At 63.5% G+C, this 23,741-nt stretch carries 20 protein-coding genes; 12 read left to right on the top strand and 8 right to left on the bottom strand.

Annotation, left to right across the window (positions count from 1 at the left end):
- Positions 1-9: 9 nt before the first annotated feature.
- Positions 10-1,425, bottom strand: a complete 1,416-nt coding sequence (locus AC5P6E_RS03685) for an aminotransferase-like domain-containing protein (protein ID WP_049480049.1) — start codon at positions 1,423-1,425, stop codon at positions 10-12.
- A gap of 183 nt (positions 1,426-1,608) precedes the next feature.
- Between AC5P6E_RS03685 and cyoA the strand changes: the two genes are divergently transcribed.
- The 5 genes from cyoA to AC5P6E_RS03660 all read left to right on the top strand — a co-directional run bounded on the left by cyoA (position 1,609) and on the right by AC5P6E_RS03660 (position 6,277).
- A complete protein-coding gene (cyoA, locus tag AC5P6E_RS03680) occupies positions 1,609-2,514 on the top strand; it encodes a ubiquinol oxidase subunit II (protein WP_019336320.1) in 906 nt (301 codons plus the stop codon).
- A gap of 5 nt (positions 2,515-2,519) precedes the next feature.
- Entirely contained in the window at positions 2,520-4,496 is a 1,977-nt protein-coding gene (cyoB, locus tag AC5P6E_RS03675; protein ID WP_019336321.1) for a cytochrome o ubiquinol oxidase subunit I, read from the top strand.
- Complete coding sequence (cyoC, locus tag AC5P6E_RS03670; protein WP_010482111.1) at positions 4,493-5,128, top strand: cytochrome o ubiquinol oxidase subunit III; 636 nt, start codon at positions 4,493-4,495, stop codon at positions 5,126-5,128. Before cyoB ends, cyoC begins: the two co-directional genes overlap by 4 nt.
- A 1-nt stretch (position 5,129) precedes the next feature.
- Positions 5,130-5,462: a cytochrome o ubiquinol oxidase subunit IV gene (gene cyoD / locus AC5P6E_RS03665; RefSeq protein WP_005411473.1), complete on the top strand. Its 333-nt coding sequence runs from the start codon at positions 5,130-5,132 to the stop codon at positions 5,460-5,462.
- Positions 5,463-5,605: 143 nt separating this feature from the next.
- The gene (locus AC5P6E_RS03660) at positions 5,606-6,277 is read left to right on the top strand and encodes an SCO family protein (protein WP_010482109.1); all 672 of its coding nucleotides are present in this window, start codon (positions 5,606-5,608) and stop codon (positions 6,275-6,277) included.
- A gap of 136 nt (positions 6,278-6,413) precedes the next feature.
- Here the strand turns inward: AC5P6E_RS03660 and AC5P6E_RS03655 are convergent, their stop codons facing one another.
- Both AC5P6E_RS03655 and AC5P6E_RS03650 read right to left on the bottom strand, forming a co-directional pair.
- Entirely contained in the window at positions 6,414-7,007 is a 594-nt protein-coding gene (locus tag AC5P6E_RS03655; protein ID WP_019336322.1) for a S8 family serine peptidase, read from the bottom strand.
- Positions 7,007-8,773 carry a S8 family serine peptidase gene (locus AC5P6E_RS03650; RefSeq protein WP_010482107.1) on the bottom strand — a complete coding sequence of 589 codons (1,767 nt, stop codon included), beginning with the start codon at positions 8,771-8,773 and terminating at the stop codon, positions 7,007-7,009. The genes AC5P6E_RS03655 and AC5P6E_RS03650 overlap by 1 nt, the downstream gene beginning before the upstream one ends.
- A gap of 329 nt (positions 8,774-9,102) precedes the next feature.
- Here AC5P6E_RS03650 and AC5P6E_RS03645 point away from each other — a divergent pair, with 329 nt between their 5' ends.
- Positions 9,103-9,543: a DUF2231 domain-containing protein gene (locus AC5P6E_RS03645; protein ID WP_019336323.1), complete on the top strand. Its 441-nt coding sequence runs from the start codon at positions 9,103-9,105 to the stop codon at positions 9,541-9,543.
- Positions 9,536-10,846 (top strand): PQQ-dependent sugar dehydrogenase, encoded by a 1,311-nt coding sequence (locus AC5P6E_RS03640; RefSeq protein WP_019336324.1) that lies wholly within the window; start codon positions 9,536-9,538, stop codon positions 10,844-10,846. The genes AC5P6E_RS03645 and AC5P6E_RS03640 overlap by 8 nt, the downstream gene beginning before the upstream one ends.
- A 90-nt stretch (positions 10,847-10,936) precedes the next feature.
- Here AC5P6E_RS03640 and AC5P6E_RS03635 read toward each other — a convergent pair whose 3' ends face one another.
- Positions 10,937-11,599 (bottom strand): exopolysaccharide biosynthesis protein, encoded by a 663-nt coding sequence (locus tag AC5P6E_RS03635; RefSeq protein WP_010482104.1) that lies wholly within the window; start codon positions 11,597-11,599, stop codon positions 10,937-10,939.
- A 149-nt stretch (positions 11,600-11,748) separates the two neighbouring features.
- Between AC5P6E_RS03635 and yidA the strand changes: the two genes are divergently transcribed.
- The 3 genes from yidA to AC5P6E_RS03620 all read left to right on the top strand — a co-directional run bounded on the left by yidA (position 11,749) and on the right by AC5P6E_RS03620 (position 15,770).
- Entirely contained in the window at positions 11,749-12,582 is an 834-nt protein-coding gene (gene yidA, locus AC5P6E_RS03630) for a sugar-phosphatase (RefSeq protein WP_329834379.1), read from the top strand.
- Between the two features lie 387 nt (positions 12,583-12,969).
- Complete coding sequence (locus tag AC5P6E_RS03625) at positions 12,970-15,288, top strand: TonB-dependent receptor domain-containing protein (protein ID WP_019337318.1); 2,319 nt, start codon at positions 12,970-12,972, stop codon at positions 15,286-15,288.
- Between the two features lie 95 nt (positions 15,289-15,383).
- Positions 15,384-15,770 (top strand): hypothetical protein, encoded by a 387-nt coding sequence (locus AC5P6E_RS03620; RefSeq protein ID WP_019337319.1) that lies wholly within the window; start codon positions 15,384-15,386, stop codon positions 15,768-15,770.
- 70 nt (positions 15,771-15,840) lie between these two features.
- Here AC5P6E_RS03620 and AC5P6E_RS03615 read toward each other — a convergent pair whose 3' ends face one another.
- Together AC5P6E_RS03615 and AC5P6E_RS03610 are read right to left on the bottom strand one after the other, a co-directional pair.
- Complete coding sequence (locus AC5P6E_RS03615) at positions 15,841-16,155, bottom strand: hypothetical protein (RefSeq protein ID WP_019337320.1); 315 nt, start codon at positions 16,153-16,155, stop codon at positions 15,841-15,843.
- Between the two features lie 514 nt (positions 16,156-16,669).
- Positions 16,670-18,169: a YifB family Mg chelatase-like AAA ATPase gene (locus AC5P6E_RS03610; protein WP_019337322.1), complete on the bottom strand. Its 1,500-nt coding sequence runs from the start codon at positions 18,167-18,169 to the stop codon at positions 16,670-16,672.
- Between the two features lie 275 nt (positions 18,170-18,444).
- Between AC5P6E_RS03610 and AC5P6E_RS03605 the strand changes: the two genes are divergently transcribed.
- Entirely contained in the window at positions 18,445-19,782 is a 1,338-nt protein-coding gene (locus AC5P6E_RS03605; RefSeq protein WP_171954927.1) for an HlyD family secretion protein, read from the top strand.
- Here the strand turns inward: AC5P6E_RS03605 and AC5P6E_RS03600 are convergent.
- Both AC5P6E_RS03600 and AC5P6E_RS03595 read right to left on the bottom strand, forming a co-directional pair.
- Positions 19,709-21,868 (bottom strand): ATP-binding cassette domain-containing protein, encoded by a 2,160-nt coding sequence (locus AC5P6E_RS03600; protein WP_019337324.1) that lies wholly within the window; start codon positions 21,866-21,868, stop codon positions 19,709-19,711. The two genes, AC5P6E_RS03605 and AC5P6E_RS03600, sit on opposite strands and share 74 nt — an antisense overlap.
- A 295-nt stretch (positions 21,869-22,163) precedes the next feature.
- Positions 22,164-22,808 (bottom strand): hypothetical protein, encoded by a 645-nt coding sequence (locus AC5P6E_RS03595; RefSeq protein ID WP_138984364.1) that lies wholly within the window; start codon positions 22,806-22,808, stop codon positions 22,164-22,166.
- On the opposite strand from AC5P6E_RS03595, the gene AC5P6E_RS03590 reads away from it, so the two are divergent.
- Positions 22,807-23,595 carry a Fic family protein gene (locus AC5P6E_RS03590; protein ID WP_100041147.1) on the top strand — a complete coding sequence of 263 codons (789 nt, stop codon included), beginning with the start codon at positions 22,807-22,809 and terminating at the stop codon, positions 23,593-23,595. The two genes, AC5P6E_RS03595 and AC5P6E_RS03590, sit on opposite strands and share 2 nt — an antisense overlap.
- Positions 23,596-23,741: the final 146 nt, after the last annotated feature.

Here is a 23,741-nt window from a genome sequence, read left to right as displayed (position 1 = left end):
GTGGACGACTCAGACGATGGCGCTGTGCCGGGCCTCGGGGGCTTCAGACAGGATCTCGTTCAGCTTGGCCAGCGCCCCGGCCAGCGCGCCCTGGTCGACCGCGCCGCCCAGCGACAGTCGGATGGCGTTGCCCGGCGGCGGTTCTTCCACGCTGAAGGCGTCGGAACTGGCGATGCCCAGGCCCTGTTCCTGCGCGGCCTGGATCAGCCGGTACTGGTCAAGCCGTGGCGGCAGCGGCAGCCACACATGCAGGCCGGCCGGATGCGCCTGGGCACGGGACGGCAGGTACTGCGCGGCAATGGCCTGGCGCTCGCGCAGTTCCTGCTGGAAGCGCTGCACCATGTCCTGGGCCTGGCCGCTGCGGATCCACTGCGAGGCTACTGCCACCATCGACTGGGTCGGCATCAGCGCGATCGCGCGCAGGGCGTCCAGCACTGGCTCCATCGGCTCGCCGGCCGGCACCACCAGGTAAGCGGTGCGCAGGCCCGGGGCCAGGCACTTGGACAGGGTGGAGATGTAGTAGACCGGGCAGCCGGCGTCGCGATGGGTGGCCAACGGCGGCGCGGCGTCCCCGGCCAGCAACCAGTAGGGATCGTCTTCGATCACGGTCAGATCGTGGCGCTTGGCAACCGCCAGCAGGGCCTGCCGGCGTTGTGCCGACATCGTCGCCGTGGTCGGGTTCTGTATGGTCGGCACCAGATACAGCAGGCGCGGGCGGCGCAGCTGGCAGGCTTCTTCCAGCGCATCGGGCAGCATGCCTTCGGCGTCCATCGCCACCGGCACTACGCCCCGCTGCAGCACACGCGCGGCGGCCAGCAGGCCCGGGTAGGTCAGCTGTTCGGCGGCGATCAGCTCGCCCGGCTGGGTGCGGGCCAGGATCAATGCGCACAGCGCGGTCTGCGCACCGGGGCAGATCACTACCTGGTCGGCGCCGACCGTACCCAGCATCGGTGCCAGCCACTGTACGGCGGCGGCGCGGTCCTCGCGGGTGCCGGCGCCGACGTGGTAGCTCATCAGTTCGCCCTGGCCCAGCTGCTGGCCCACGTGCTGGAAGCCGGCCTCCATGCCCTGCGCGAACGGCGCGCTGCCCAGCAGCGGCGGGATGTTCATGCTCAGGTCGACCGAGGTGCTGCGGTTGCCGGCCGACAGCGCGATGAAGGTGCCGCCCGCGCCCTGCGCGTCGAGCAGGCCGGCCTGGCGCAGTTCGGCAAAGGCGCGGGTGACCGTGGTCAGGTCCACGCCCACCTGCTGGGCCAGGTCGCGCTGCGGCGGCAGGCGGTCGCCCGGGCGCAGCACGCCGTCATCCACCGCCTCGCGCACCTGCTGGGCAATCTGCAGGTACAGCGGGCCGGCGCCCTCGCGGAAGGGGCGGACCCAGGTGCGATTGGGGTGTTTCAGGCGGCGGCCGGCGGCAGGTGGCGTCATCGGTCAGATTTTTCCATACGTGCAGATGCACAATTCCATACAATGCTGTATCTTGTATGGGCTTGATTGGATTGGTTCGCCTGCTTGTAGGCGATCTCGTACCCACAGTGTAGCCGCTCCACGCCCGGGCGCTGCGCGCAGGCGAGCCGGTCAAGCGCGCTTCTTCAACAGGGTTGACCTCCAATGAATATCTGCTGGAACCGCATCCGCCTGGCGCTGGTCGCCCTGGCCTGCGTCGGCCTGTCGGGCTGTGACTGGGTGCTGCTGGATTCGAAGGGCATGGTCGGGCTCGCCCAGCGCGACCTGATCCTGATCTGCATCGGCCTGATGCTGATCGTGGTGATACCGGCCATTGTGCTGACCTTCGTGTTCGCGTGGCGCTACCGCGCTGGCAACACCAAAGCGAAATACACGCCGGACTGGTCGCACTCCACCAAGGTGGAGATCGTGGTCTGGGGCGTGCCGCTGATCATCATCGCGGTGCTGGCGGTGATCGTGTGGAAGTCGACCCACGAGCTGGACCCCTACAAGCCGCTGGACGTGGCTGGCGAACCGCTGCACGTGGACGTGATCGCCACCGACTGGAAGTGGGTGTTCGTGTACCCGGACCTGGGCATCGCCACGGTCAACCAGCTCAACTTCCCGGCCAATCGTCCGCTGGCATTCAACATCACCTCCAACTCGACGATGAATACCTTCTTCATCCCGCAGCTGGGTGGGCAGATCTACGCGATGGCCGGCATGCGCACGCAGCTGCACCTGATCGCCAACGAACCCGGCCAGTTCCGTGGCATGTCCGGCAACTACAGCGGGCATGGCTTCTCGAACATGAAGTTCATCGCCACTGCCAGCAGCAACGAAGACTTCGAGCGCTGGGTGGCCGAAGTGCGCAGCGCGCCGGACGCGCTCAGCTTCACGCAGTTCAAGGCGCTGGCCGCGCCGTCGAAGAACGCACCGGTGCAGCACTTCTCCAGTGTTGAACCGCTGCTGTTCAAGAAGGTCATCGACCAGTTCATCGGCGTCGGTGAGAACACCGCTGCTGCTACCCCGGTGGGCGCTGCCGGTGGTGCCCAGGTTTCCCAGGAGTAACGAACATGTTGGGTAAATTGACGTGGGAGGCCGTGCCGCTGCACGAGCCGATCGTCGTGGTCACATTGGCGGCCATGGTGCTGGGTGGCCTCGCGCTGCTTGGCGCAGTGACGTACTTCAAGCTGTGGGGCCCGCTGTGGCGCGACTGGTTCACCACCGTGGACCACAAGAAGATCGGCATCATGTACGTGGTGGTGGCGCTGGTCATGCTGGTGCGCGGCTTCGCCGATGCGCTGATGATGCGCGCGCAGCTGGCCGCGGCGGGGCCGGGCAGTGACGGTTTCCTGCCGCCCGAGCACTACGACCAGATCTTCACCGCGCACGGCGTGATCATGATCTTCTTCGTAGCCACCCCGTTCGTGGTCGGCCTGATGAACATCATCGTGCCGCTGCAGATTGGTGCGCGCGACATGGCGTTCCCGTTCCTCAACGCCTTCAGCTTCTGGATCTTCGTGGTCGGCGCAGCGCTGATGATGATCTCGCTGGGCGTTGGCGAATTCGCCATGACCGGCTGGGTGGCCTATCCGCCGCTGTCCGGCATCGAGTTCAGCCCAGGCGTGGGTGTTGATTACTACATCTGGGCGTTGCAAGCATCCGGTATCGGCACCTTGCTGACCGGCGTCAACCTGTTCATCACCATCCTGCGCATGCGTGCGCCGGGCATGACCCTGATGAAGATGCCGGTGTTCACCTGGACCGTGCTGGTCACCAGCGTGATCATCATCGCCGCCTTCCCGATCCTGACCGTGGCGCTGGGCGCGCTCACCCTGGATCGCTACCTGGACTTCAACTTCTACACCAACACATTGGGTGGCAACCCGATGATGTACGTGAACCTGGTGTGGGCCTGGGGCCATCCGGAGGTGTACATCCTGGTGCTGCCGGCGTTCGGCATCTTCTCTGAAGTGACTGCCACGTTCGCGCGCAAGAAGCTGTTCGGTTACAAGTCGATGGTGGGCGCCACGCTGGCGATCGGCATCCTGTCGTTCATCGTCTGGCTGCACCACTTCTTCACCATGGGCTCCGGTGCCAGCGTCAATGCCTTCTTCGGCATCATGACGATGATCATCGCCATCCCCACCGGGGTGAAGATCTTCACCTGGCTGTTCACCATGTATGGCGGCCGCGTCGAGTTCAGCGTGCCGATGCTGTGGACCATCGCCTTCCTGGTCACCTTCACCATCGGTGGCATGACCGGCGTGCTGCTGGCCATCCCGGGCGCGGACTTCCTGCTGCACAACAGCCTGTTCCTGGTCGCGCACTTCCATAACACCATCATCGGCGGCGCGCTGTTCGGCTACCTGGCCGGCTTCGCCTACTGGTTCCCGAAGGTGTTCGGCTTCACCCTCAACGAGCGCCTGGGCAAGTGGTCGTTCGCCTGCTGGGTGATCGGCTTCTACCTGGCCTTCATGCCGCTGTACATGCTCGGCTTCATGGGCATGACCCGCCGCATGAACCAGTACGACAACCCGGCGTGGACGCCGTACCTGATCGCCGCCTTCATCGGCGCGCTGTTCGTGTTCGCGGGCATCATCCTGATGCTGGTGCAGATCTACGTGAGCGTTCGCGACCGCAAGCGCAACCTGGACCTGACCGGCGACCCGTGGAATGCGCGCACGCTGGAATGGGCCACGCCGTCGCCGCCGCCGTTCTACAACTTCGCGGTGGTGCCCAAGGCCGATGAGCTGGACGCCTTCCACGAAGCGAAGAAGCGCGGCCTGCCGCCGCCGCCGACGAAGTACGCACCGATCCACATGCCGAAGAACACCGGCGTGCCGCTGATCCTCAACATCTGGATCCTGGTGCTGTGCTTCGCCCTGGTCTGGCACATCTGGTGGATGGCCGCGGCCAGCTTCATCGCGATGATCGTCACCCTGATCGTGCGGTCCTACGACGAGGACGTGGACTACTACGTCAGTTCCGAAGAGGTGGCGCGCACTGAAGCGGCCAACCTTGCCAAGCTGAAGGAGGTACGCGCATGAACCTGTTGACCCGCCCCGAGCTGGCCACCGGCACGCAGGCACACGAGGACCACCACGAACACGACCACAGCCACGAGCAGGGCGGCATGAAGGTGTTCGGCATGTGGGTCTACCTCATGTCCGACCTGGTGCTGTTCGGTTCGCTGTTCGCCTCGTACGCGGTGCTCAGCACCGCCTACGCCGGCGGCCCCACCGGCAAGGAGCTGTTCTCGCTGCCGTTCGTGATGGCCGAGACCTTCCTGCTGCTGGTCTCCAGCATCACCTACGGCCAGGCCGTACTGGCGATGCACCGCCACGACACCTCGGCGGTGCTGCGCTGGCTGGGCGTGACCTTCGTGCTCGGTGCCTCGTTCATCGGCATGGAGATCTATGAGTTCTCGCACCTGATCCACGAAGGCGCAGGCCCCAGCACCAGTGCCTACCTGTCGGCGTTCTTCGCGCTGGTCGCCACCCACGGCCTGCACGTGGCCAGCGGCCTGATCTGGATGGCGGTGGTCATGCACCAGGTCTACCGCCGTGGCCTGACCCCGACCAACATCACCCGCGTGTCGTGCCTGAGCCTGTTCTGGCACTTCCTGGACCTGGTGTGGATCTGCGTCTTCACCTTCGTCTACCTGATCGGAGCCTTCTGACATGGCCCACGTCGAAACCTCGCGCGCCGGCAATGCGCACGGCTCCACCAAGTCCTACCTGATCGGCTTCGTGCTGTGCGCGCTGCTGACCGTGGTGCCGTTCGCGCTGGTGATGAACCCGGTGCTGTCGCGTCCGCTCACGCTGTTCCTGCTGGTCGGCTTCGCGGTGGCGCAGATCCTGGTGCAGCTGGTCTATTTCCTGCACATGGACCGCAAGTCCGAAGGTGGCTGGAACCTGGCCAGCTTCGTGTTCACCCTGGTGATCCTGTTCATCATCGTCGCGCTGTCGGTATGGATCATCTGGAGCATGCACTACCACATGATGATCAACTGACCGTGGCCGGGGTGATCGGCACGGATCGCGCGATCACCCCGGCACCTCAGCCCTCTTTTCCCCCAAGGGCAGGCCTGACCGAGACCCCGCCCGCATCTGCGTTGGTGGTACCCGTGAAGCGTCCTGCTGCTGTTGTCCGTTCGTTGTTCTCTCCCCGTTTCCGCCTGCCGCTGCTGGCAGGCCTGGCCATCGGCCTGCTGGCTGGCTGCAGTGCGCAGTCGCGCATGGACTTCTACTCCAAGGACATCGCCTGCGAAGAACTTGGCCAGCAGTGGTCGATGCCCGATAGCCACGGCACCGTGCGTGGCCCGAAGGACCTGCAGGGGCAGGTGACCTATCTGTTCTTCGGTTTCACCAGCTGCCCGGATGTGTGCCCGACCACCATGGTCGAGCTGAGCCAGGTCAAACACCTGATGGGCAAGGATGCCGACCAGCTGCAGGTGGTGTTCGTCAGCGTCGACCCGGCGCGTGATACGCCGGAGGTGGCACGCACCTATGTGGAAGCCTTCGACCCCAAGGCGATCGCACTGGTCGGCAACGAAGCGCAGTTGGCCGCGATGGCCAGCGACTTCAAGGCGTTCTACGAGAAGGAACCCGGCCAGGTGCCGGAGACCTACACCATGAGCCACATCGCCGGTGGCTACGTGTTCGACCGCCAGGGCCGCCTGCGCCTGTTCGCGCCCTATGGCATGCCGGTGGACAAGCTGTTCTCCGACGTGCAGCGCCTGCTGCTGGAGCCCGCTCATCCAGCCGCCGGCAACGACGCACTGGCCAGCTGCAGCCGCAAACACAGCGACACACTCGCCGCCCGCTGACGCTGGTGGGTGCCAACCTTGGTTGGCACGTCTGGATCTGCTGTTGGTGGGTGCCGACCGTTGGTCGGCACATCCCCCCACACCCATCCCCCGGCCGGCCAGGAGAGCCAACCGGCCGGGGGCACCACTCAACGCCTTACTTGGTTTCTTCCCACTGCACCACGTCCGGCTCGGCCGCCTTGATGCCGGCGGTCGACAGCAGCTTGGTGGTCGCATCCAGCGCCGCGTTCACCGACGGGTACTCCACAATCGCGCGGCCCGAGGCCTTGGATACCTTCACCACGGTGCCGCCGGTGGCGGTGGCCGCACGCTGGGCCGAGGCCGCATCGGTGAAGAACACCTTGACCCGCGAGGTCGCCACCACTGGCGCGCCATCGTTGGAGACAGCGGCCGCAAACTTGCTGGCACCGGCATCCGCACGTGCGGCCACACCGGTAGACGCATCGGTGGACCGCTTGCTGCGGGTGCCGACGGCCGCCGCCCTGGCATCAGCCCCGGTGGTGATCCGGAACTGACCGCCGCTGGCCGGCTGCACGGTTGCCGACGGCGCCAGCTGGAAGCGCGCGCCGCCCACATTGAACGAACGGCCGGTGGCCTCCGCCTTCAACTGCTGCGTGTCTACGGTCGACAAGGTCTTCGCCGGAGGTGTCTGGCCCGAACTCTGTGCCCAGGCGGTGGTGGTCATCGCCGCGAGGGCGAGGGTGCTCAACAGAATGGTCGTCTTCATCATCAGTGCCCCAGAACGCGGATCTTGAAGAATTCGAGGTTGCCACGCGATGCAGCGTTCGCGGCCTGCCCCAGGTCGGTGACTTCCAGCGTCCAGGTGCCCGTGGCGTTTTCATCCAGGAAGGCATTGCTGGACAGCAGGTCCCAGTTGGTGAAGTTGCGCTGGACACCATTGAGGCCAGAGCCGATCGCGGTGAATGCCGGCTGCACCACGCTGCGCGTGCCACTGGGCGAGACCAGCACGAACTGCAGCTGGCGGGTGTTGCTGTGATTGACCCGGAAGCCCAGCTGCACGCTTTCGATGTTGCGCGCGCCATTGGCCAGCTGGAAGGTCAGACGTGCAGCAGCGGCCGAGGTATTGCCGATGGCCACGGTGCGCGTCGTGTTGCGCCAGCCGCTGTCCACCAATGCACCCAGCGACTGGAAGTTCTCGGCGACCTCGACTGCACGGGCGGCGTTGACCACGCCGAAGCCGTACCAGTTGCTGTAGGCGCGGCCGGCGGCATTCACCGTCCAACCCGGCACCAGCACGCGGCCATCGGAGTGCGTGACCGCCGCCCGGTTCGGGTCATTGCGGGTGGCCGTGGTGGCCAGGATGTACTTCACATCGCGGTAGGACAGGTTTGGATTGGTTTCCAGCAGCAGTGCCGCCACGCCCGACACCATCGGCGTGGCCGCCGAGGTACCGTTCATCTTGCCGGTGTAGTTGCAGGTGCTGTCGATGGCGGACTGATCGCCGTCCAGTGTGTTGCGCAGGCTCGTGTTCTTGTTGCTGCCCTGTGCGCAGCCGGTGACGTCGGTGGTGAGAATGGCCGGATCGTAACGGATCGCCAGCTGCCCCGGCACGACCTGCCGCTGCCAGCCATTCTCGCCGCCGAAGCCGGACACCCACAGCGCCGAGCCGGTGGACGAGTAGGACGAGCGCACGCCATCGGCGCGCACGGCGGCAACAGTGATCACGTTGAACAGGTTGTTGCGCGGATCGCGGCCGGCCGGAATGCAGCCCGTGTTGCGGTTCTTGGTGTCTGCCGAGCAGATGTCGGTGCCATCCGAGCGTGCGCCGTTGTTGTGGTTGTTGCCGGCGGCTTTCACGTAGATGCCACCGCGCCCGCCACGGGTGCCGGACATGGCCTGCTCATAGGCGGTGATGTCGTTCTGGCTGTAGGCCAACGGCAGGTTGGGGTTGCCCGGGCTGGAGCCCCAGCTGTTGTTGAAGACCCCCACGTCGGCCACTTCGGCGCCATCCCACCACGAGTACTCGATGTTGGAATTCGAATTGCCCTGGGCATTGGATGCCAGAAAATTGAAGCCCTTGAGTGTGGCCGCCGAGGCCACGCCGCGCACGCCCAGGTTGTTGGCGCCCACCGCACCGGCGATGCCGCCGACCATGGTGCCGTGATTGTCGCGGTCCGGATTGGACGGTGAAGGGTTGTTGCTCTGGTTGGCGAAGTTCTTGCCCGCGACCGCCGCCACGTTGGCAGCCAGGTCCGGGTGGGCGATCTGCAGGCCATCATCGACGATGGCGATGGTGACGCCCTGGCCACGGATGCCATTGCGGAACAGGCCATCCACGTTGAGATCGTTGCCGGCCACCGGCAGGGTATCGCCCAGTACGGCCTGCCCGGTGTTGAGCAGATGCCACTGACGCCCGGCCAGCGGATCGGCCTGCTGGGCCTGGGCGGTGACGGCCAGGCTGCCCAGCACCAGGGCAGTGGCAAGGGCCAGGCGCGCGGAGCGCGGTGGCGCGGAGCGTTGCGTGTGTCGCTTCATACACGAATCCTTCTGTTGTGAATCGGCATGGCAGGACGGCGGGGCGGATCTGCCCCATCGCAACGAGCCAAACGCGACACAACGAACAACTCCCTACCTCTTCACACACCCAATCTGCAGATGTGCCGATTGCGTCACAAACGCTTATGCCGCGGGGTAATGACGACTGCGCATTCCTGTAGAGCCGAGCCCTTGCTCGGCTGATCGGACGGTCCCGTGTGTAAAGCAGCCGAGCATGGGCTCGGCTCTACACAAGCGGTGTCATCGCGCGCCCTCACATCCGGCTGTGCTACTACAGCCCGTGCACCCTTCCGCGTCGGAGCACGATGATGGTCAATCCGCTCGCCCAGGCCCATCGCGGCCTCGGCACCACGCTGTTCAGCCTGTTGAACCCGATACCCTTCGGCTTCTTCGTCGGCGCATTGATCTTCGACGCGATCTATCTCAACAGCGCCGAGGTGATGTGGGGCAAGGCCGCTGCCTGGCTGATCACCTTCGGCCTGCTGATCGCCATCCTTCCGCGCCTGATCAACCTGTTCGCGGTCTGGCGCCGCAGCGGTACCGCCACCCGCATCGACCGCATCGACTTCTTCCTCAACCTGGTCGCGGTGGTGCTGGCCATCTGGAACGCGTTCGTGCACAGCCGCGATGCGTATGCCGCTGCCGTGCCGGGTACGATCCTGTCGGCGTTGACCGTGGCCCTGATCGCCCTGGGTCTGATCCTGCTGTCACTGCAGCCGCCGGTGCTGCAGGGAGGTCGTCATGGCTAAGCACATCCTGCCCACCGTCGCCGCGCTGGCAATGGCGGTCACCCTGTCGGCCTGCGCGGGCAAGGCCGAATACCACCCCGCTGACCAGTCCGGCGCACAGCCGCCGTTGCCGGCACCGAAGAACTTCCTGATGCCGCCGATGCAGGTGCCCAAGGGCGTCGGCTGGGCCGACGGCCAGTCGCCCTCGGTGGCAGAGGGCCTGAAGATCGAGCGCATCGCCGCCAACCTGCTGCATCCGCGGCGGCTGTTGACCCTGCCCAACGGCGATGTGCTGGTGGTGGAAGGCAACGGCCCCGGCGAAGAACCGGTCACCACGCCCAAGCAGTGGATTGCCGGCAAGGTGAAGGCGCGCTCGGGCAAGGCCGGCAAGGGCGGCAACCGGGTCACCCTGCTGCGCCGCTCGCCGGGAACGAACACCTGGACCCAGCACGTCTACATCGAAGGCCTCCACTCGCCGTTCGGCATCCAGTTGATCGGTGACACGCTGTACGTGGCCAACACCGGCAACATCATGCAGTACCACTACGTGCCCGGCGAAACCCGCATGTCCGACAAGGGCCGCGAGTTCACCGACCTGCCCAGCACCATCAACCACCACTGGACCAAGGAACTGCTGGCCAGCCGCGATGGCCGCAAGCTGTACGTGGGCGTGGGTTCCAACAGCAACATCACCGAGAATGGCCTGGCCGTCGAATACCGCCGCGCGGTGGTGCTGGAAGTGGACGTGGCCACCCGTGGCAGCCGCATCTTCGCCTCGGGCATCCGCAACCCGACCGGCCTGGACTGGGAGCCGAGCACCGGAAAGTTGTGGGCTGTTGCGAACGAACGCGATGAGATCGGTGCCGACCTGGTGCCGGATTACCTGACCTCGGTGAAAGAAGATGGCTTCTATGGCTGGCCCTACAGTTACTACGGCCAGCACGTGGACGAGCGCGTGCAGCCGCAGCGGCCGGACCTGGTGGCCAAGGCGATCGTGCCGGACTACGCGATCGGCTCGCACGTGGCGCCGCTGGGCCTGCTGTTCTACACCGGCCAGGCACTGCCGGCGCAGTACCACGGCGGTGCCTTCATCGGCGAACACGGCAGCTGGGACCGTTCGCCACTAAGTGGCTACGAAGTGGTCTACGTACCGTTCAAGGACGGCAAGCCGACCGGGCGGCCGCAGACCGTGGTCAGCGGCTTCGCCTCGAAGGACGAGAAGACGCTGATGGGTGCGCCGGTGGGGATGGCCATGGATGCAGAGGGCGCGCTGCTGGTCGCCGACGACGTGGGCGACGTGGTGTGGCGGGTGTCGGCCAAGTAGTTCTGTAGAGCCGAGCCCATGCTCGGCTGCTCTTCGTTCGGTGCACGGAAACCCGCGCGGTGCGCGCGTAAGCCGAGCATGGGCTCGGCTCTACAGTTCCGCAGTACTGCTGCGGAACCCGCTGAACACCGACTCGGCAGCAAACCCGACGCCGCCCAGCAGCACGCCGAAATACACCACCGTGGCCACCACGAAGCCGTAACCGGCCGCCACCGCCGCGCCATCGCGCTGGATGAAGCCGATTGCAAAGGACATCAGCGCCAGCGCCGGCAGCGTGTTGCTGAAAGGAATCGGTCCGGCGGGCGCCATCAGCAGCAGGGTCGCGAACACCAGCATCAGGTTGTTCAGGCGCATCATCTTCTTCGAGCGCACCATCACCGCCAGCCGCATCGGCCGCGACAGCCGCTCCATGCGGTGCACCCACTTCAGCGCACGGCCCAGGTTGGCCTTCAGCTTGTCGGTGGCGATCTCGCGGCGCGCCAGCTTCTGCGGCACCCACAGCGGGCGGTTGCGCACCCGGCTCAGGCCGATCAGCAGGATCGAGGCACCGAATACGGTGCTCAGCCCGGGAATCGACACCGGAATGATGAAGATGGCCGAGAGCAGGATCACGATCAGCAGCAGGCCTTCATCGCCCAGCGCACTGAGCAGGGTGCCGACGCTGACCTGCTCGCCGGGCAGCTCGTCGATCATCTGCTCGATCTGCTGGGCCAGAGGCGCACTGTCGTTGGTTTCGGGGGCACGGTAGGTCATGCGTCGCAAGGTTCTCCAGGGAAGGGCGGTCAGCGGGCCGTCCTGCGGTGGGGGACGCACAGGCTCCCGCAGTATCCCGGCCAACGTGGGCAAAGAGGTGAACCGGGCATGAGGGGGTAAACTGGCGTGCCCCGCACGAGTTGAACGCAATGGACATGGGCCGCAGGCAATCGACCATCGAACTGGTCGCCATCGACATGGATGGCACCCTGCTGGACCCCAGCCACACGCTCACCGCCCGGGCCAAGCAGGCCATCGCGCAGGCGCGCGCGCTGGGGGTGCACATCGTGCTGACCAGTGGCCGCCCGGTTCCCGGCCTGGCACCGTTCATGCACGAGCTGGGCATCACCGGCGACGACGACTACTGCATCGCCTGCAATGGCGGCCTGGTACAACGCATCGGCACGCGCGAAACCGTGGTCGAGTATCCGCTCAGCTTCGACGACTTCCTGTTCTGCGAGCAGGTGGCCCGCGACCTGGGCGTGCACTTCCAGGCGCTGGACAGCCAGCGCATGTACACGCCCAACCAGGACATCAGCTATTACACCGTGGCCGACTCGCATCTTTCGCGGATGCCACTGTCCTACCGCCGCGTGGAAGACATGGACCCGTCGATGTCCTTCATCAAGCTGATGATGATCGACGCGCCCGACGTGCTGGATGCCGCCATCGCGCGCCTGCCCAGCGAACTGACCGAGCGTTTCGCGGTGCTTAAGAGCGCGCCGTTCTTCCTGGAAGTGTTCGACCGCCGCGCCGGCAAGGGCCCGAGCCTGCAGAAGCTGGCCGAGCACCTGGGCATCGATCGCGCCAACGTGATGGCCATCGGTGACCAGGAAAACGACCTGACCATGCTGCAGTACGCCGGTACCAGCGTGGCGATGGGCAATGCCATTGATGCTGTGAAGGCGGTGGCGCGGTTTGAAACCACCAGCAACGCCGATGAAGGTGTGGCGCGGGCGATCGAGCGCTTCGTCCTGCAGTAACCGCGCGGTCAGCTGTCCAGGTAGCTGCCAACCTCATCCGCCCCGGTAGGTGCCAACCTTGGTTGGCACACGCAGACGGCAAGCGCCGACCAAGGTCGGCCCCGACCACGCCGGGGCTATACCCACGTATAACCCATCCATCCCTATCGCCATTCGCGCTGTACCACCGCGCAATGGCGGATGCGGCAGCGCGATGCAAGAATTTCGCACGTCGAAATCACGCCATCGAATTCTAAGGCAGAGGATCGTCCTCCTCTGCCACTGACCGGCGCGCACTGCGCCGTCACCCCCAACGCAATCGCATCGCCAGCCAGGGCGCCGACACCGGTGCTGCAACGCGCTGGGCGTGCGCCTGCGCCGCTCTCTCCCTGCACCCTGGATCTGCCCATGAACACCCCACCCACGACACGCCTCGCCCTGGCCATCATCGCGGCCATCACCGCACCTGCGTACGCCACAGAAACGCACGATGCCACCCACGACACGCCCACTACGCTCAACGCCCTGCAGGTCATCGCCACACCGCGCGGTGCGGCCGTGGCACCGACCCAGGTGATCGGCCCCAACCGCTACATCATCAAGGCCGAAGACCTCGACGCGATGGTCACCGGCAACAACGGCCTGGCCATGCTGAAGCAGGTACCGGGCGCCAGCTACACCGCCACCGACGGGCTGGGCCTGGATATCTCGGCCACCAGCCTGTTCGTGCGCGGCTTCCGCATGAACGAAATGGGCATCACCTTCGAAGGCGTGCCGCTGAACGACAACGGCTTCCTCTCGCTTACCGGCACCAGCGTGGTGAACGTGGGCGTGCCCGATGGCATCGGCGCGATCACAGTCAGCCCCGGTGGTGCGCCGGTCAGCGTGTTCTCCAGCAGCGTCAACGGCGGCAGCCTGGAATACCGCCTGCGCGACCTGCAGGACACGCCCAGCCTGCGCGTGAAGCAGGGCGTGGGCAGCAACAACACGCTGGTCACCACCGTGTCCGGGCAGAGCGGCCAGCTCGGTGAGCATGGCCCGAAAGTGCTGGTCGACCTGCAGCGCGTGTCCGCCGACAAGTACCAGGGCGAGGGCACGCAGAACTTCCTGCGCGGCGACCTGAAGCTGCAGCAGGACGTCGCCTGGGGCGATGTCACCGTGTTCCTGTCCGACAGCAAGGCCAAGGTCTGGGGCTACAACAACATCTCCTTCGACATGATCCGCAAGCTGGGCTGGAAGGCCGACATCTTCTATCCCGATTATGCGTGGGCGTGGTACGTGGCCTCGCCGGAAAACGCGGACAAATCCTGCGGCGCCTACACCTGCGGTGAGCTGTCCGAACTGATTCCGTACGACACCGGCCAGACCACCCGCGACCGCGTGTCATCGATCAACCATCGCTTCCAGATCACCCCGGCGCTGAGTGGCAACGTGCAGCTGTACAACGCCAACAGCCACACCCAGGCCACGCTGACCGACCCGACCGTACCGTCGCCCAACGGCGCACCGTTCTCCGAACAGGTACAGACGCCGCGCCTCAACCGCCTGGGCGGCATGGTCAACCTGCAGTTCGAGACCGGCGCGCACACCTTCACTGCCGGTTTCTGGCAGGAGAAGAGCAAGGCCGCGGCCAAGACCGAGTGGTACCAGCAGCCACTGCTGGGCGAGGGCCCGCCGCTGAAGGCCACCGGCCCGTTCGACGTGTACGGCCCCGCGTTCAAGACCGACAACGCATCGAGCTGGGTGACCCGCTCGCGCCAGTTCTACCTGCAGGACGACATCGTGCTGAACGACACGCTGAAGCTGGGTGTCGGCTTCAAGGCCGTGGACTTCCGCACCCGCGGTGGCGGCCTGGGTGATGCCAAGGACCGGCCGGTGAACGGCACGCTGCGCGCGAAGAGCAACTTCCTGCCGCACGTCTCGCTGTTCTGGAGCCCGACCGAATCCACCGACGCCTTCATCGACCTGGGCAACACCATGAACGGCTACCGCGTGGCCCAGCGCGGCAACATCGGCTACACCGCCTCGGCATGGACCATCACCGACCAGGAAGAGTTCGACCGCGTGGCCGGCACGCTGCGCCCGGAGAAGAACTGGAACCTCACCGTAGGCGCGTCGCATCGCTTCGATCGGCTGACGATCACCGGCGACGTGTTCTACAACGACATCCGCAACCGCCTGCTGTCGGCCGCCATCGGTACCCAGTTCGCGCAGATCAACACGGTTCGGCTGATGCCGAAGATGCATGTGATCGGTGCCGACCTCGGCATCACCGCCGACCTGACCGACCACCTGCAGTTCTATCAGGGCGTGGCCGTAGCCCGTTCGTACTACGACAGTGATTTCGTGGTGGGCGACACGGTGTACCCGATCAAGGGCAATGCCCAGCCGGGCTACCCGCAGATCTCGCTGGTCAGCGACCTGTCCGCGCACTTCGGTGACTGGCGCTTTGGTGCGACCAGCACCTCGTACCTGCGCCAGCCTTTCACCTACGAGAACGACATCCGCGTGCCGACCTTCTGGCAGGTCAACACCTATGCCGCCTACCGCTTCGGTGCAGACAGCGCAGTGCCCGGCCTGGAGCTGCGGCTGGACGTGAGCAACCTGTTCAACCGCCACAACATCGGCACCGCCACCATTGCCGGCTCGTCGTTCTCGGGGGACTACCAGACCCTGCAGCGCAGCGCGCCACGGCAGCTGATGTTCAGTACCTCGATGACCTTCTGAGTAGATCCACGCCATGCGTGGATAGCTGACCCCTGCCAGAGGCACGCCTTGCGCAATCAACAGGGATTTTCTGGCGGCGACGCAAGGTTCCCACAATGTTGCTGGGTCATCCTGTCGGCATGGCTCAGTACAACCCGCGATCACCGTTGTTCGACATCCAAAGCCCGGGACGGCCTCGGCAGGCGCCGTCCGTGACGCCTGTGATCGACCTGCAGGCCGAGTACCAGTTCTGGCACGTCTACGAGCGCGTGGTCCGTCCGTTGCCCGGTGGGGGGCTGCGGCAGGCCTGGCTGGTGTGCCAGAAGGTGTACCGGGACCGGTGGCAGCACCCGGACGACAGCGACGAGGCGGCGTTGTCACGGGTGCTGTTTGGCGGGAACATGACGGCTGACCGCGCGTCGGAGCTGGCGGAGCTGCACGCGCTGGTCAGCCGTCGGGTGGCGTTGCTGGCGAAGCGTGGGCGGTTGCATTCGGCAGCCTGATGCCTGCCCTTGGTAGGGTCGACTGTTAGTCGACCGCTCTTTGCACCAGGCCGCAGGAGGACACGCGCAGTCAGTGTCTATTCGACTCGGACGAACATACCAAGGTGATTCCGTCTTCCGGGTATGCCTGCGGAAAGCGGTTGTTCTCACGACACCATGTCGCGGCGGGCGGCGATAGCCATTCGATCAGCATCAGAATCTCATCGTGGTGCCTGCGCAGGTTCCAGCCGAGGATCGGTTCATGATGGGCGATGCGGTTGCGTAGCACGCGTATGCGAGTCAGCGGTCCCGAAAAGCTCCTCCTCTTCAGTCCCCTGGGCGCACTGGGGTCCGCAATCCGGTGAAGGATCTGCTGCCAAAGGGCCTCGTAGTCCTTGTTGAACATTGTTGTCCAGAAACTGAAGGTGAGACTGGCGACCACACCGCCTGCTGTTACCGTCTTTCCCGCTCTGACCAATTCGTTGACGGCTTTGGCGACCTGCTCGAGTTGATGAGCAACCTTCAGGGCGCCAGCGCCTTGGCCGTACCACGCCTCGCCCTTGGCCTAGGTCAGAACGGTGTGGATGCGGTTTCGCAGTGCCACTTCCAACGTCTGCAGCGGTGCGTAGAGGCTTTCAGACAAGTGCGTATTGCATCCATACAGGGCGATGGCTCGGCTACGGTCGCCCCCCGCCCAATCCAGGTAGCGGCCAAAGCGCTCCAGGGAAAGGGCTTCTTCGAATCTGTCATGGCTCATCGCTGCCTGGACGCCTCCACTGATGCCGATTGCAGGGTGCTGTCGTGTGGGGGACGGTGGTGAAGTACACCCCGGTACCGTCTCTGTCCTTCTGGGCATGCGGCCGGGGTATTTTTTTGATTGTTGCTGCTCCCGTGCGGACGAGGGCTCCCGGCAATCAGGCTCATGCATTTCCCCGATCCAACTGCCGATACCCGATCGCCTCAGCCAGATGCGCCGTCTGGATCACCTGGCAACCCGCAAGATCCGCAATCGTGCGCGCGACCCGCAGAATCCGGTGCATCGCACGTGCGGAAAGCTGCAGACGCTCGATGGCCTGCTCCAACAGATCCTGATCGGCCTCGCTCAGCTTCGTGCACGCCCGCAGCGCCGCTGGCGGCAGATGCGCATTGAGCCCGCCACGCGCCTGCTGCCGGGTATGCGCGGCTTCCACCCGTGCACGCACCGCAGCACTGGGTTCACCCAGCGGCGTGCTTTCCCGTAGCTCCACCGCATCCATGCGCGCCACACTGATATGCAGGTCGATACGGTCCAGCAACGGACCGGACACGCGGGCACGATAGCGGTTGATGCGCTCATCGCTGCACAGGCAGCGGTTGCTGCGGTCGCCAGCCCAGCCGCAGGGGCAGGGATTCATCGCCGCCACCAGCTGGAATCGCGCCGGATACTGCACGCTGCGCCCCGCGCGGGCGATGCGGATGTGGCCGGACTCCAGCGGCTCGCGCAGGGTCTCCAGCGCGCTGCGGTTCCATTCCGGCAGCTCGTCCAGGAACAGCACGCCGTGATGGGCCAGGGAGATCTCGCCGGGGCAGGGCGGATTGCCGCCGCCCACCAGTGCTGCCGCACTCGCGCTGTGGTGCGGCGCCCGAAAGGGCCGCTGCCGCCATCGTCTTGGGTCCAGTCCTTCGCCACTCACCGACGCAATCGCTGCCAGCTGCAGCGCCTCAGTCTCTTCGGTATCCGGCAACAGGCTGGGCAGGCGCGAGGCCAACAGTGTCTTGCCGCAGCCAGGACTGCCGATCAACAACAGATGGTGCCCACCGGCGGCAGCCACTTCCAATGCGCGCCGAGCGTGTGCCTGCCCGCGCACGTCGGCCAGATCGGGCAGCGGCAACGGCGTCGTGTCTACGCGCTCCACGGGCGGCAACAGGCGCGGATTGCCCAACCCGGCGCAGCACTCCAGCAGCGTGCGCGCTACACGCACATCGGCGTGCTCGGCCAGTGCGGCCTCCGCAGCATTCCCGGGCGGTACCACCAGGATGCGCCCGGCCTCGGCGGCGGCAATCGCGGCGGGCAGCGCACCCGCCACCGGCCGAAGCTCGCCAGTCAGGCCCAGCTCGCCAAGGAATTCGTACTGCAGCAGCGACTGAGGATCGACCTGGCCGCTGGCCGCGAGAATGCCCAAGGCAATCGCCAGGTCGTAACGCCCACCTTCCTTGGGCAAGTCAGCGGGCGCGAGGTTCAACGTGATGCGTCGCTGCGGGAAGTCGAAGCGCGCGCAGAGCAGGGCGGCACGCACGCGCTCGCGCGATTCGCGGACGCTGGTCTCGGCTAAGCCAACGATCTGCGTGACAGGCAGGCCGCCAGAGAGATGCACTTCCACCCGCACCGGTGGGGCATCGACCCCGGCGCGGGCACGGCTGTGGACCAGCGCCAGGCTCATGTGTGGTTTCCTGTAGAGAGGCGCTTGATGGTGCGGTAGGTGTTCCGCAGGGCGCTATCGGGAATTGGCGGCGAATCGGCTAGGGGGATTCTGGTCAACGACGATCCTTTGCCCTGACTAGATATCGCTGTGCATCAGGTGTCGCTCACTGAAGCGAGGGAGCATGAGCGCCACCGTAGTGGGGTTTTTCCTGCCTGGCTCAGTGCGCCTACATGCCAAGATCAGAGAGCCGCGGGTGGTCAACGCTGTGAGAGGCTATCCGCAGCCGTCGCTTGATGGCTGACGGAGCCGCCAGATGTCATAATTTTCTGCTTCCAAGTAAAAATGCCCACATGGACGTTGGCCGCACCTCAAAGCAATCTCCAGCGCTGTTTCGCGAGGCACTCAGGCCAGATGATCAGCGTCGACACGACGTGCCGCTTGACGGCTTGGGCTTTGGCTGGCGCTCGACCGCCCTGTTCTTTCTCCTGCTGACTGGCGTTGTCGTAGCGGTTGCAGCAACTGCACGCTTTCCAAGGAAAGAACGCGCCCAGGGCGAGATATCCACCGAACTGGGAACAAAGCGAGTAACTGCGACTCGACAGGGCGTGGTCTCGGCAATACACGTCAAGCCGGATGAAGTTGTTCGGAAAGGGCAGAGTCTGCTGAGCCTTTCCTACGACCGGACGGTCGACGGCATAAGTATCGGAAATCGCAGCCTCGAAGCTGCCCGTAGGCAGATGGTGTCACGCGTGGACTCACTGGGTGACACTGCAGAGGTCATTCGGCAGAAGATCCATGAGGTGGAACTTGAGTCGGCAGAGAACCGCGAGCAAGTTCGCTATCTCAACGAGCTTATCGCCCTGAAAGAGATGCAGATTTCGGACAAGCAGCGGACAGTTGAGGCTATGGGGCAGCTCACTCGGGAGAAGATCGTGTCGGAGCTGCAGTTCCGCGCTGCTCGTGGTGAACTTCTGGACCAGCAGCAGCAGCTTGTTGGTCTCAAACGAGAGCGTGGCCAGATGCTGTCCAAAATAGGAACGACGGAAAGCTCCAGGCGCCAGTTGGAGCACCAAGCATCTTCATCCGAGTCGATGATCACGGCTGAGACGGCCGCGTTCGATGAGAAGGAGATCTCATTGCGAGCCAGCAGCGCGGAGACACTGACGGCTCCAATGGATGGCCGCGTTTCGAGTCGGATTGCATCTTTGGGCGAGTCCGTCCAACCAGGTGCATCACTCATGATCATCGCAGCAACGGACGAGCCCGCGATTGGGCGCGCATGGGTGAGGTCATCGGCCATCGGATTCCTGAAGCCTGGAAGCGAAGCACGTTTGAAGGTCTCGGCGTTCCCGTACCGCAAGTTTGGCACGATCTCGGGAACGGTACGGGAAGTGGCCAAGGCGCCCACGCCAGTGGCAGATCTACCCAGAGATCTGAATGCATCCGAAGCCATGTATGCAATCACCATCTCCCTATCGTCCAACCATCACGGGTCGTCCCGTAATCGGACCATTGATCCATCCATGCTCGGAGACGGAATGAAGTTTGATGTGGATCTTATGATGGAGCGGAGAACACTTCTGGAGATGCTGCTTGACCCCGCAAGAACGGCGCTCTCCGGCCTGGAATGACCTGCTCAGGCGTTACACGCTTTACGCTAGTTATTGAACCTCCGGCACATGTAGCAAGTAGCGTCGCCAGGCTCGCGATCTGCGGTCGATGAGTAACGGCGATGATGGTGATTCCGATCGATCGCAGCGATAGGAAAATCTCCCGTTCCTTATCTAGATCAACGTTCGCTGTCGCCTCGTCAAGAAGAAGAACGCAGGGTCGGCGGTACAGCGCGCGAGCAATCAGGAGCCGCTGACGTTGGCCGGCAGACAATGAGCTTCCAATCTCACCAATGCGCGTCTGCAGCTGAAGTGGCATTGCTTTGACCTCTGTCGCGAGTCCAGCAAGTACCAGGCATCGCCAGATCCTCTCTGGCTCAGCATCCTCAGCAAAGAACGCTACGTTCTCGGCGATACTCCCTCCAAGCAGTTCGTCCCCCTGCATGACTACACCAATCTGCGCCCTTATGGAGCGCGAGAATGGCGTAGACAATGCCGTACCGTCATACCGGATCTCACCTTGCTGCGGGAGATACAAGCCAGCGAGCAGCTTCATGATGGTGCTCTTGCCACAACCGGACGGGCCATTGAGGAGAACAAAGTCTCCTGGATTCACCGCGATATTGAGTGCCTTTACCGAAAATTCGTCTGATTGACCGTAGCGATAGTACACATTATGGGCGTACACGCGTCCCTCTAGCGGAGGGTGATCCATTGCCTCGGGTCCCATCAACTCGCTCTCACTTAGAACAATATCTGCCAATCGATCTGAGTGAAGGACGGTCTGACGGAAGGCGGTGATCTGCTGGACGAATGTATGGATTCGTGCGGACAACTGGCGCTTGAGTGCGAAGAAGGCAAAAAGCGCACCAACTGTCAGCGCTTGGTCCAACAACAGATGAACGCCCAGGTACACGGCACCTGCCGTTGCGAGATTGTCCAGCAAGGTGCGGCTAGCAGACAGGGACGCCAGCAATGAGTTCAGTCGATTTCCTGCGTTGGTGGCGTCTGCAAGTCGGGCGGACCATTCCGCCTCACGGTTCAGTTCGGCGCCTGCAGACTTTATGGATGCGATTGAACGAATTGTTTCGATCCTAGCCGTCTTCTCACGCAGTGATGCCTGGAAGGCCTCCCCACCCAGCTTGTTTCGGGCTGGCGACGAAGCCCAGGAAAGGACCAGGTAGATTGCCGAGGCAGAGCTGCCGATAAGAGCAAGCAAAGGGGAGACGAAGAACATTGTCGTCACGAGTAGCAATGACAGCATTCCATCCATTACTGCGGACACTAAGCCTCCCGTTAGCGCCTGCTTGAGAGAGTCCATGGTGTCGAATCGCGACGAAACGTCGGCAAGGCGCCTCCGCTCGAACCACGATAGGGGGAGGAGAATCATATGCCGGAAAAGTCGGCGCGTTGCATTCCAGGACAACGCGCTTGCAGCCTTGGTCATTGCCTGCGAACGAAGTATCTCAGCCAAGAAGTTGAAGATCGCAAGCAGAGCAAAGCCGAGCCCCAAGAGGACAAGCAAGTCTGTGTCTGTATGGGTTGCCGCCTCATCTACCGATATCTGGATGAAGAACGGCGAACTGACGAGGAAGAGCTGAAGGAATACGGAGTAGATGGATCCAAGTCCCAGAGCCTGCTTCACTTCGGGCGTGATTGTCGCAAAGCGCCGAATGCTGAACTGACGATCACTCCTGCTTGCGACGAAGCCTGGAAGCCGAGTCAGCTCGAGCGCGACTCCAGTAAAGGACTCCGAGACATCCGCACGACTTAGGCTCGTGTGGCCGCATGCGGGATCAAAGATGCTGAAGCGCCCGCGTGAGTACCTACTAAGCACAACGAAGTGAGATAGCTTCCAGTGCAGCACTGCCGGCAACGAAATGTGCTGGAGATCGTCCACCTCACACCGGATCGCACGGGCATGGATGCCGAGGCTCGTGAACGCCGAGATCAGCCCCGCAGCATTAGTCCCTTGAGACGACGAGGGGTGTCGTATCCGAAGAGAGGATAGGCTTGTCTCTCTACCCATCAGAGAGGCGCATGTGGCCACACACGCCAGTCCACACTCGGAGTACTCGCTTTGATACTGGAAGTGCTGCCGTGACATTGCTGCTTGCTCGTTCTATCTTCTGGCGCGTTGTTCGACGTACGGCAGCGGAGTTCATTGCCACGCCGCTGCTATCGGATCGCTGACCGATAGCCATTCCAACTGCTACATGTAGATGCGCAGTGTTGACGCCTGATCAAGGCTTTGGCGTGTGCCCGGAACGCTCGCACGCACAGGCTGATCAAGAGTCGACTTCCCTGGGGGAATTCCGCGTGATCAGGATAGGAGACAAGGCGTCGTCAGGAGAGTCCTCATACGCGGTGATGGGCGCACACCTCGTCTTTGCAGCAGTCGGCTAGTTCTTGTACTTGAACTCAACGCTTCCCAAGCAATCGCTTCCAGGAGCTCTGCTGATGGCATCGACGCTCACTTGAGAATCCTCATGAAAAGCGCGCGTTCGCTGCCCTTCGGTCTTCCATAGTGGAGTCGGTTCTGGCGGCTGCACAAACAGACCGAGTGCATCACTTGCCTCAGCTAGCTTCAGGCAGTGAGCATCATCGATGGTCGATCTCTGCGTCACCGTCAACTGTCTTACTCGTCCCGAGAATCGATCGCGGATAAGTACAGCCGGACCCATGGCAGAGTCGGGCCTCGGCTCAAGCTCAGAGAACCGCACGTTGCCCGTAGCGCCAATCCTGTTTTCAGTCACATCGAACGTGCGCGCAATGCTCGCGTCATCAGGTCGTTGCCGGAACTGAATCAGATCCTCGACAGTGAGGGTAGAGGGGTAAGGCTGAGCGGATTGATGTGCCTGCGCAGTCAGCACGACTCCCAACAAGCATGCGAGAGCGCACGCGGCGGCAATGGTATGCCTTCCAGAATTGAGTACGCGAACTCCATTCGACATCCGATCTCCTTGCGCTTGATCTAGAACTAAGCCGGCCTGTAAGGTCGGGTTGGAATGTTCGTCATGTGCCGAATGAAAGTCAAGGAAATCCATGGCGATCCATCTGGTCCCGCCGGTATCGTTCAGTACGTTCGTTGCGGGAATGGCCAACCATGCTCGGGACATTGTTGCAGTCGAGGAAAAGCGATCGGCACTTCTACAACTTGGATCATGCCTCAACACGCATGATCTATGCCACGGATTGCTGCAGTTCTGGGGGGCACACGAATCCGAGCTCGTTCATCCACTTTCAGAACATGTCACGCGCCGACAGGTGCTGAAACGCCCTCACAGCTCGAGTGTCGAACACGCCGCGCTCTGCGAGGTGGCTGCCCAGTGCAGGGCACTTCTGGGTAATCCAGCGCCAGCGGCTTTGCAGTCGGTTATCAAGTTGATTGCGGATCGTCTGGGGCTGGATGGGGGGCTGCGCGATGGTCCCAATGTCACGTCGGCCGATGAAGCCGGGAATCGTTGGGGCTACATGCCACACACACTGCTTGCCAAGAGGCTTGACTGGCTGGTTGCTTGTGCCTTTGATAAGGGCTGGCCACCCTTCGTACGTGCGACCTGGTTCTATGTCGGACTACTCAACTGCCACCCACTTCGAGATGGGAATGGTCGGGTCGCCAGGGTGCTTTTCAACGCATTGCTCTGGCAGCGCGAAGATGTCTATCTTCCAATCCATGAGGCCAGCGACTCTCTAGGCTCAAGCTTGGAAATCTGTCTGCGTCGAGCGGCCAACGGAAATGACTGGTCAGACATCATTAGATTTCTACACAATCTCCTGAGTGCTCAGTTGAATGCATTGATGCTTCGTATGCAATTTCCACGAGCGCAGTAGGATGTTGGAAGCAACAGGGCTTGATCGAGCGCTTCGATCTGAGAATCGACAGGAAGATCAGGCGGTGTATTCCACCTGATCTTCTGGCTGGCCTTCAGGAGGAGCGCCATTGTCTCTGGCTTGATCGTCAGCTTTGCCGAAACGTA

Source organism: Stenotrophomonas sp. YJH_SMC_16 (assembly GCF_059367875.1).
The sequence above is the reverse complement of the archived record's forward strand: the minus strand, read 5'-3'. Positions and strand labels throughout refer to the sequence as shown.

Bases quoted from the DNA above. Each gene is read 5' to 3' on its own strand.
- AC5P6E_RS03625 (WP_019337318.1), top strand. From the start codon at position 12,970: ATGAACACCCCACCCACGACACGCCTCGCCCTGGCCATCATCGCGGCC.
- AC5P6E_RS03620 (WP_019337319.1), top strand. From the start codon at position 15,384: ATGTTGCTGGGTCATCCTGTCGGCATGGCTCAGTACAACCCGCGATCA.
- cyoB (WP_019336321.1), top strand. From the start codon at position 2,520: ATGTTGGGTAAATTGACGTGGGAGGCCGTGCCGCTGCACGAGCCGATC.
- AC5P6E_RS03610 (WP_019337322.1), bottom strand. From the start codon at position 18,169: ATGAGCCTGGCGCTGGTCCACAGCCGTGCCCGCGCCGGGGTCGATGCC.
- yidA (WP_329834379.1), top strand. From the start codon at position 11,749: ATGGACATGGGCCGCAGGCAATCGACCATCGAACTGGTCGCCATCGAC.
- cyoD (WP_005411473.1), top strand. From the start codon at position 5,130: ATGGCCCACGTCGAAACCTCGCGCGCCGGCAATGCGCACGGCTCCACC.
- AC5P6E_RS03645 (WP_019336323.1), top strand. From the start codon at position 9,103: ATGGTCAATCCGCTCGCCCAGGCCCATCGCGGCCTCGGCACCACGCTG.
- AC5P6E_RS03685 (WP_049480049.1), bottom strand. From the start codon at position 1,425: ATGACGCCACCTGCCGCCGGCCGCCGCCTGAAACACCCCAATCGCACC.
- AC5P6E_RS03655 (WP_019336322.1), bottom strand. From the start codon at position 7,007: ATGATGAAGACGACCATTCTGTTGAGCACCCTCGCCCTCGCGGCGATG.
- AC5P6E_RS03635 (WP_010482104.1), bottom strand. From the start codon at position 11,599: ATGACCTACCGTGCCCCCGAAACCAACGACAGTGCGCCTCTGGCCCAG.
- cyoC (WP_010482111.1), top strand. From the start codon at position 4,493: ATGAACCTGTTGACCCGCCCCGAGCTGGCCACCGGCACGCAGGCACAC.
- AC5P6E_RS03650 (WP_010482107.1), bottom strand. From the start codon at position 8,773: ATGAAGCGACACACGCAACGCTCCGCGCCACCGCGCTCCGCGCGCCTG.
- AC5P6E_RS03595 (WP_138984364.1), bottom strand. From the start codon at position 22,808: ATGGATTTCCTTGACTTTCATTCGGCACATGACGAACATTCCAACCCG.
- AC5P6E_RS03640 (WP_019336324.1), top strand. From the start codon at position 9,536: ATGGCTAAGCACATCCTGCCCACCGTCGCCGCGCTGGCAATGGCGGTC.
- AC5P6E_RS03600 (WP_019337324.1), bottom strand. From the start codon at position 21,868: ATGTCACGGCAGCACTTCCAGTATCAAAGCGAGTACTCCGAGTGTGGA.
- AC5P6E_RS03615 (WP_019337320.1), bottom strand. From the start codon at position 16,155: ATGTTCAACAAGGACTACGAGGCCCTTTGGCAGCAGATCCTTCACCGG.
- AC5P6E_RS03605 (WP_171954927.1), top strand. From the start codon at position 18,445: ATGGCTGACGGAGCCGCCAGATGTCATAATTTTCTGCTTCCAAGTAAA.
- cyoA (WP_019336320.1), top strand. From the start codon at position 1,609: ATGAATATCTGCTGGAACCGCATCCGCCTGGCGCTGGTCGCCCTGGCC.
- AC5P6E_RS03590 (WP_100041147.1), top strand. From the start codon at position 22,807: ATGGCGATCCATCTGGTCCCGCCGGTATCGTTCAGTACGTTCGTTGCG.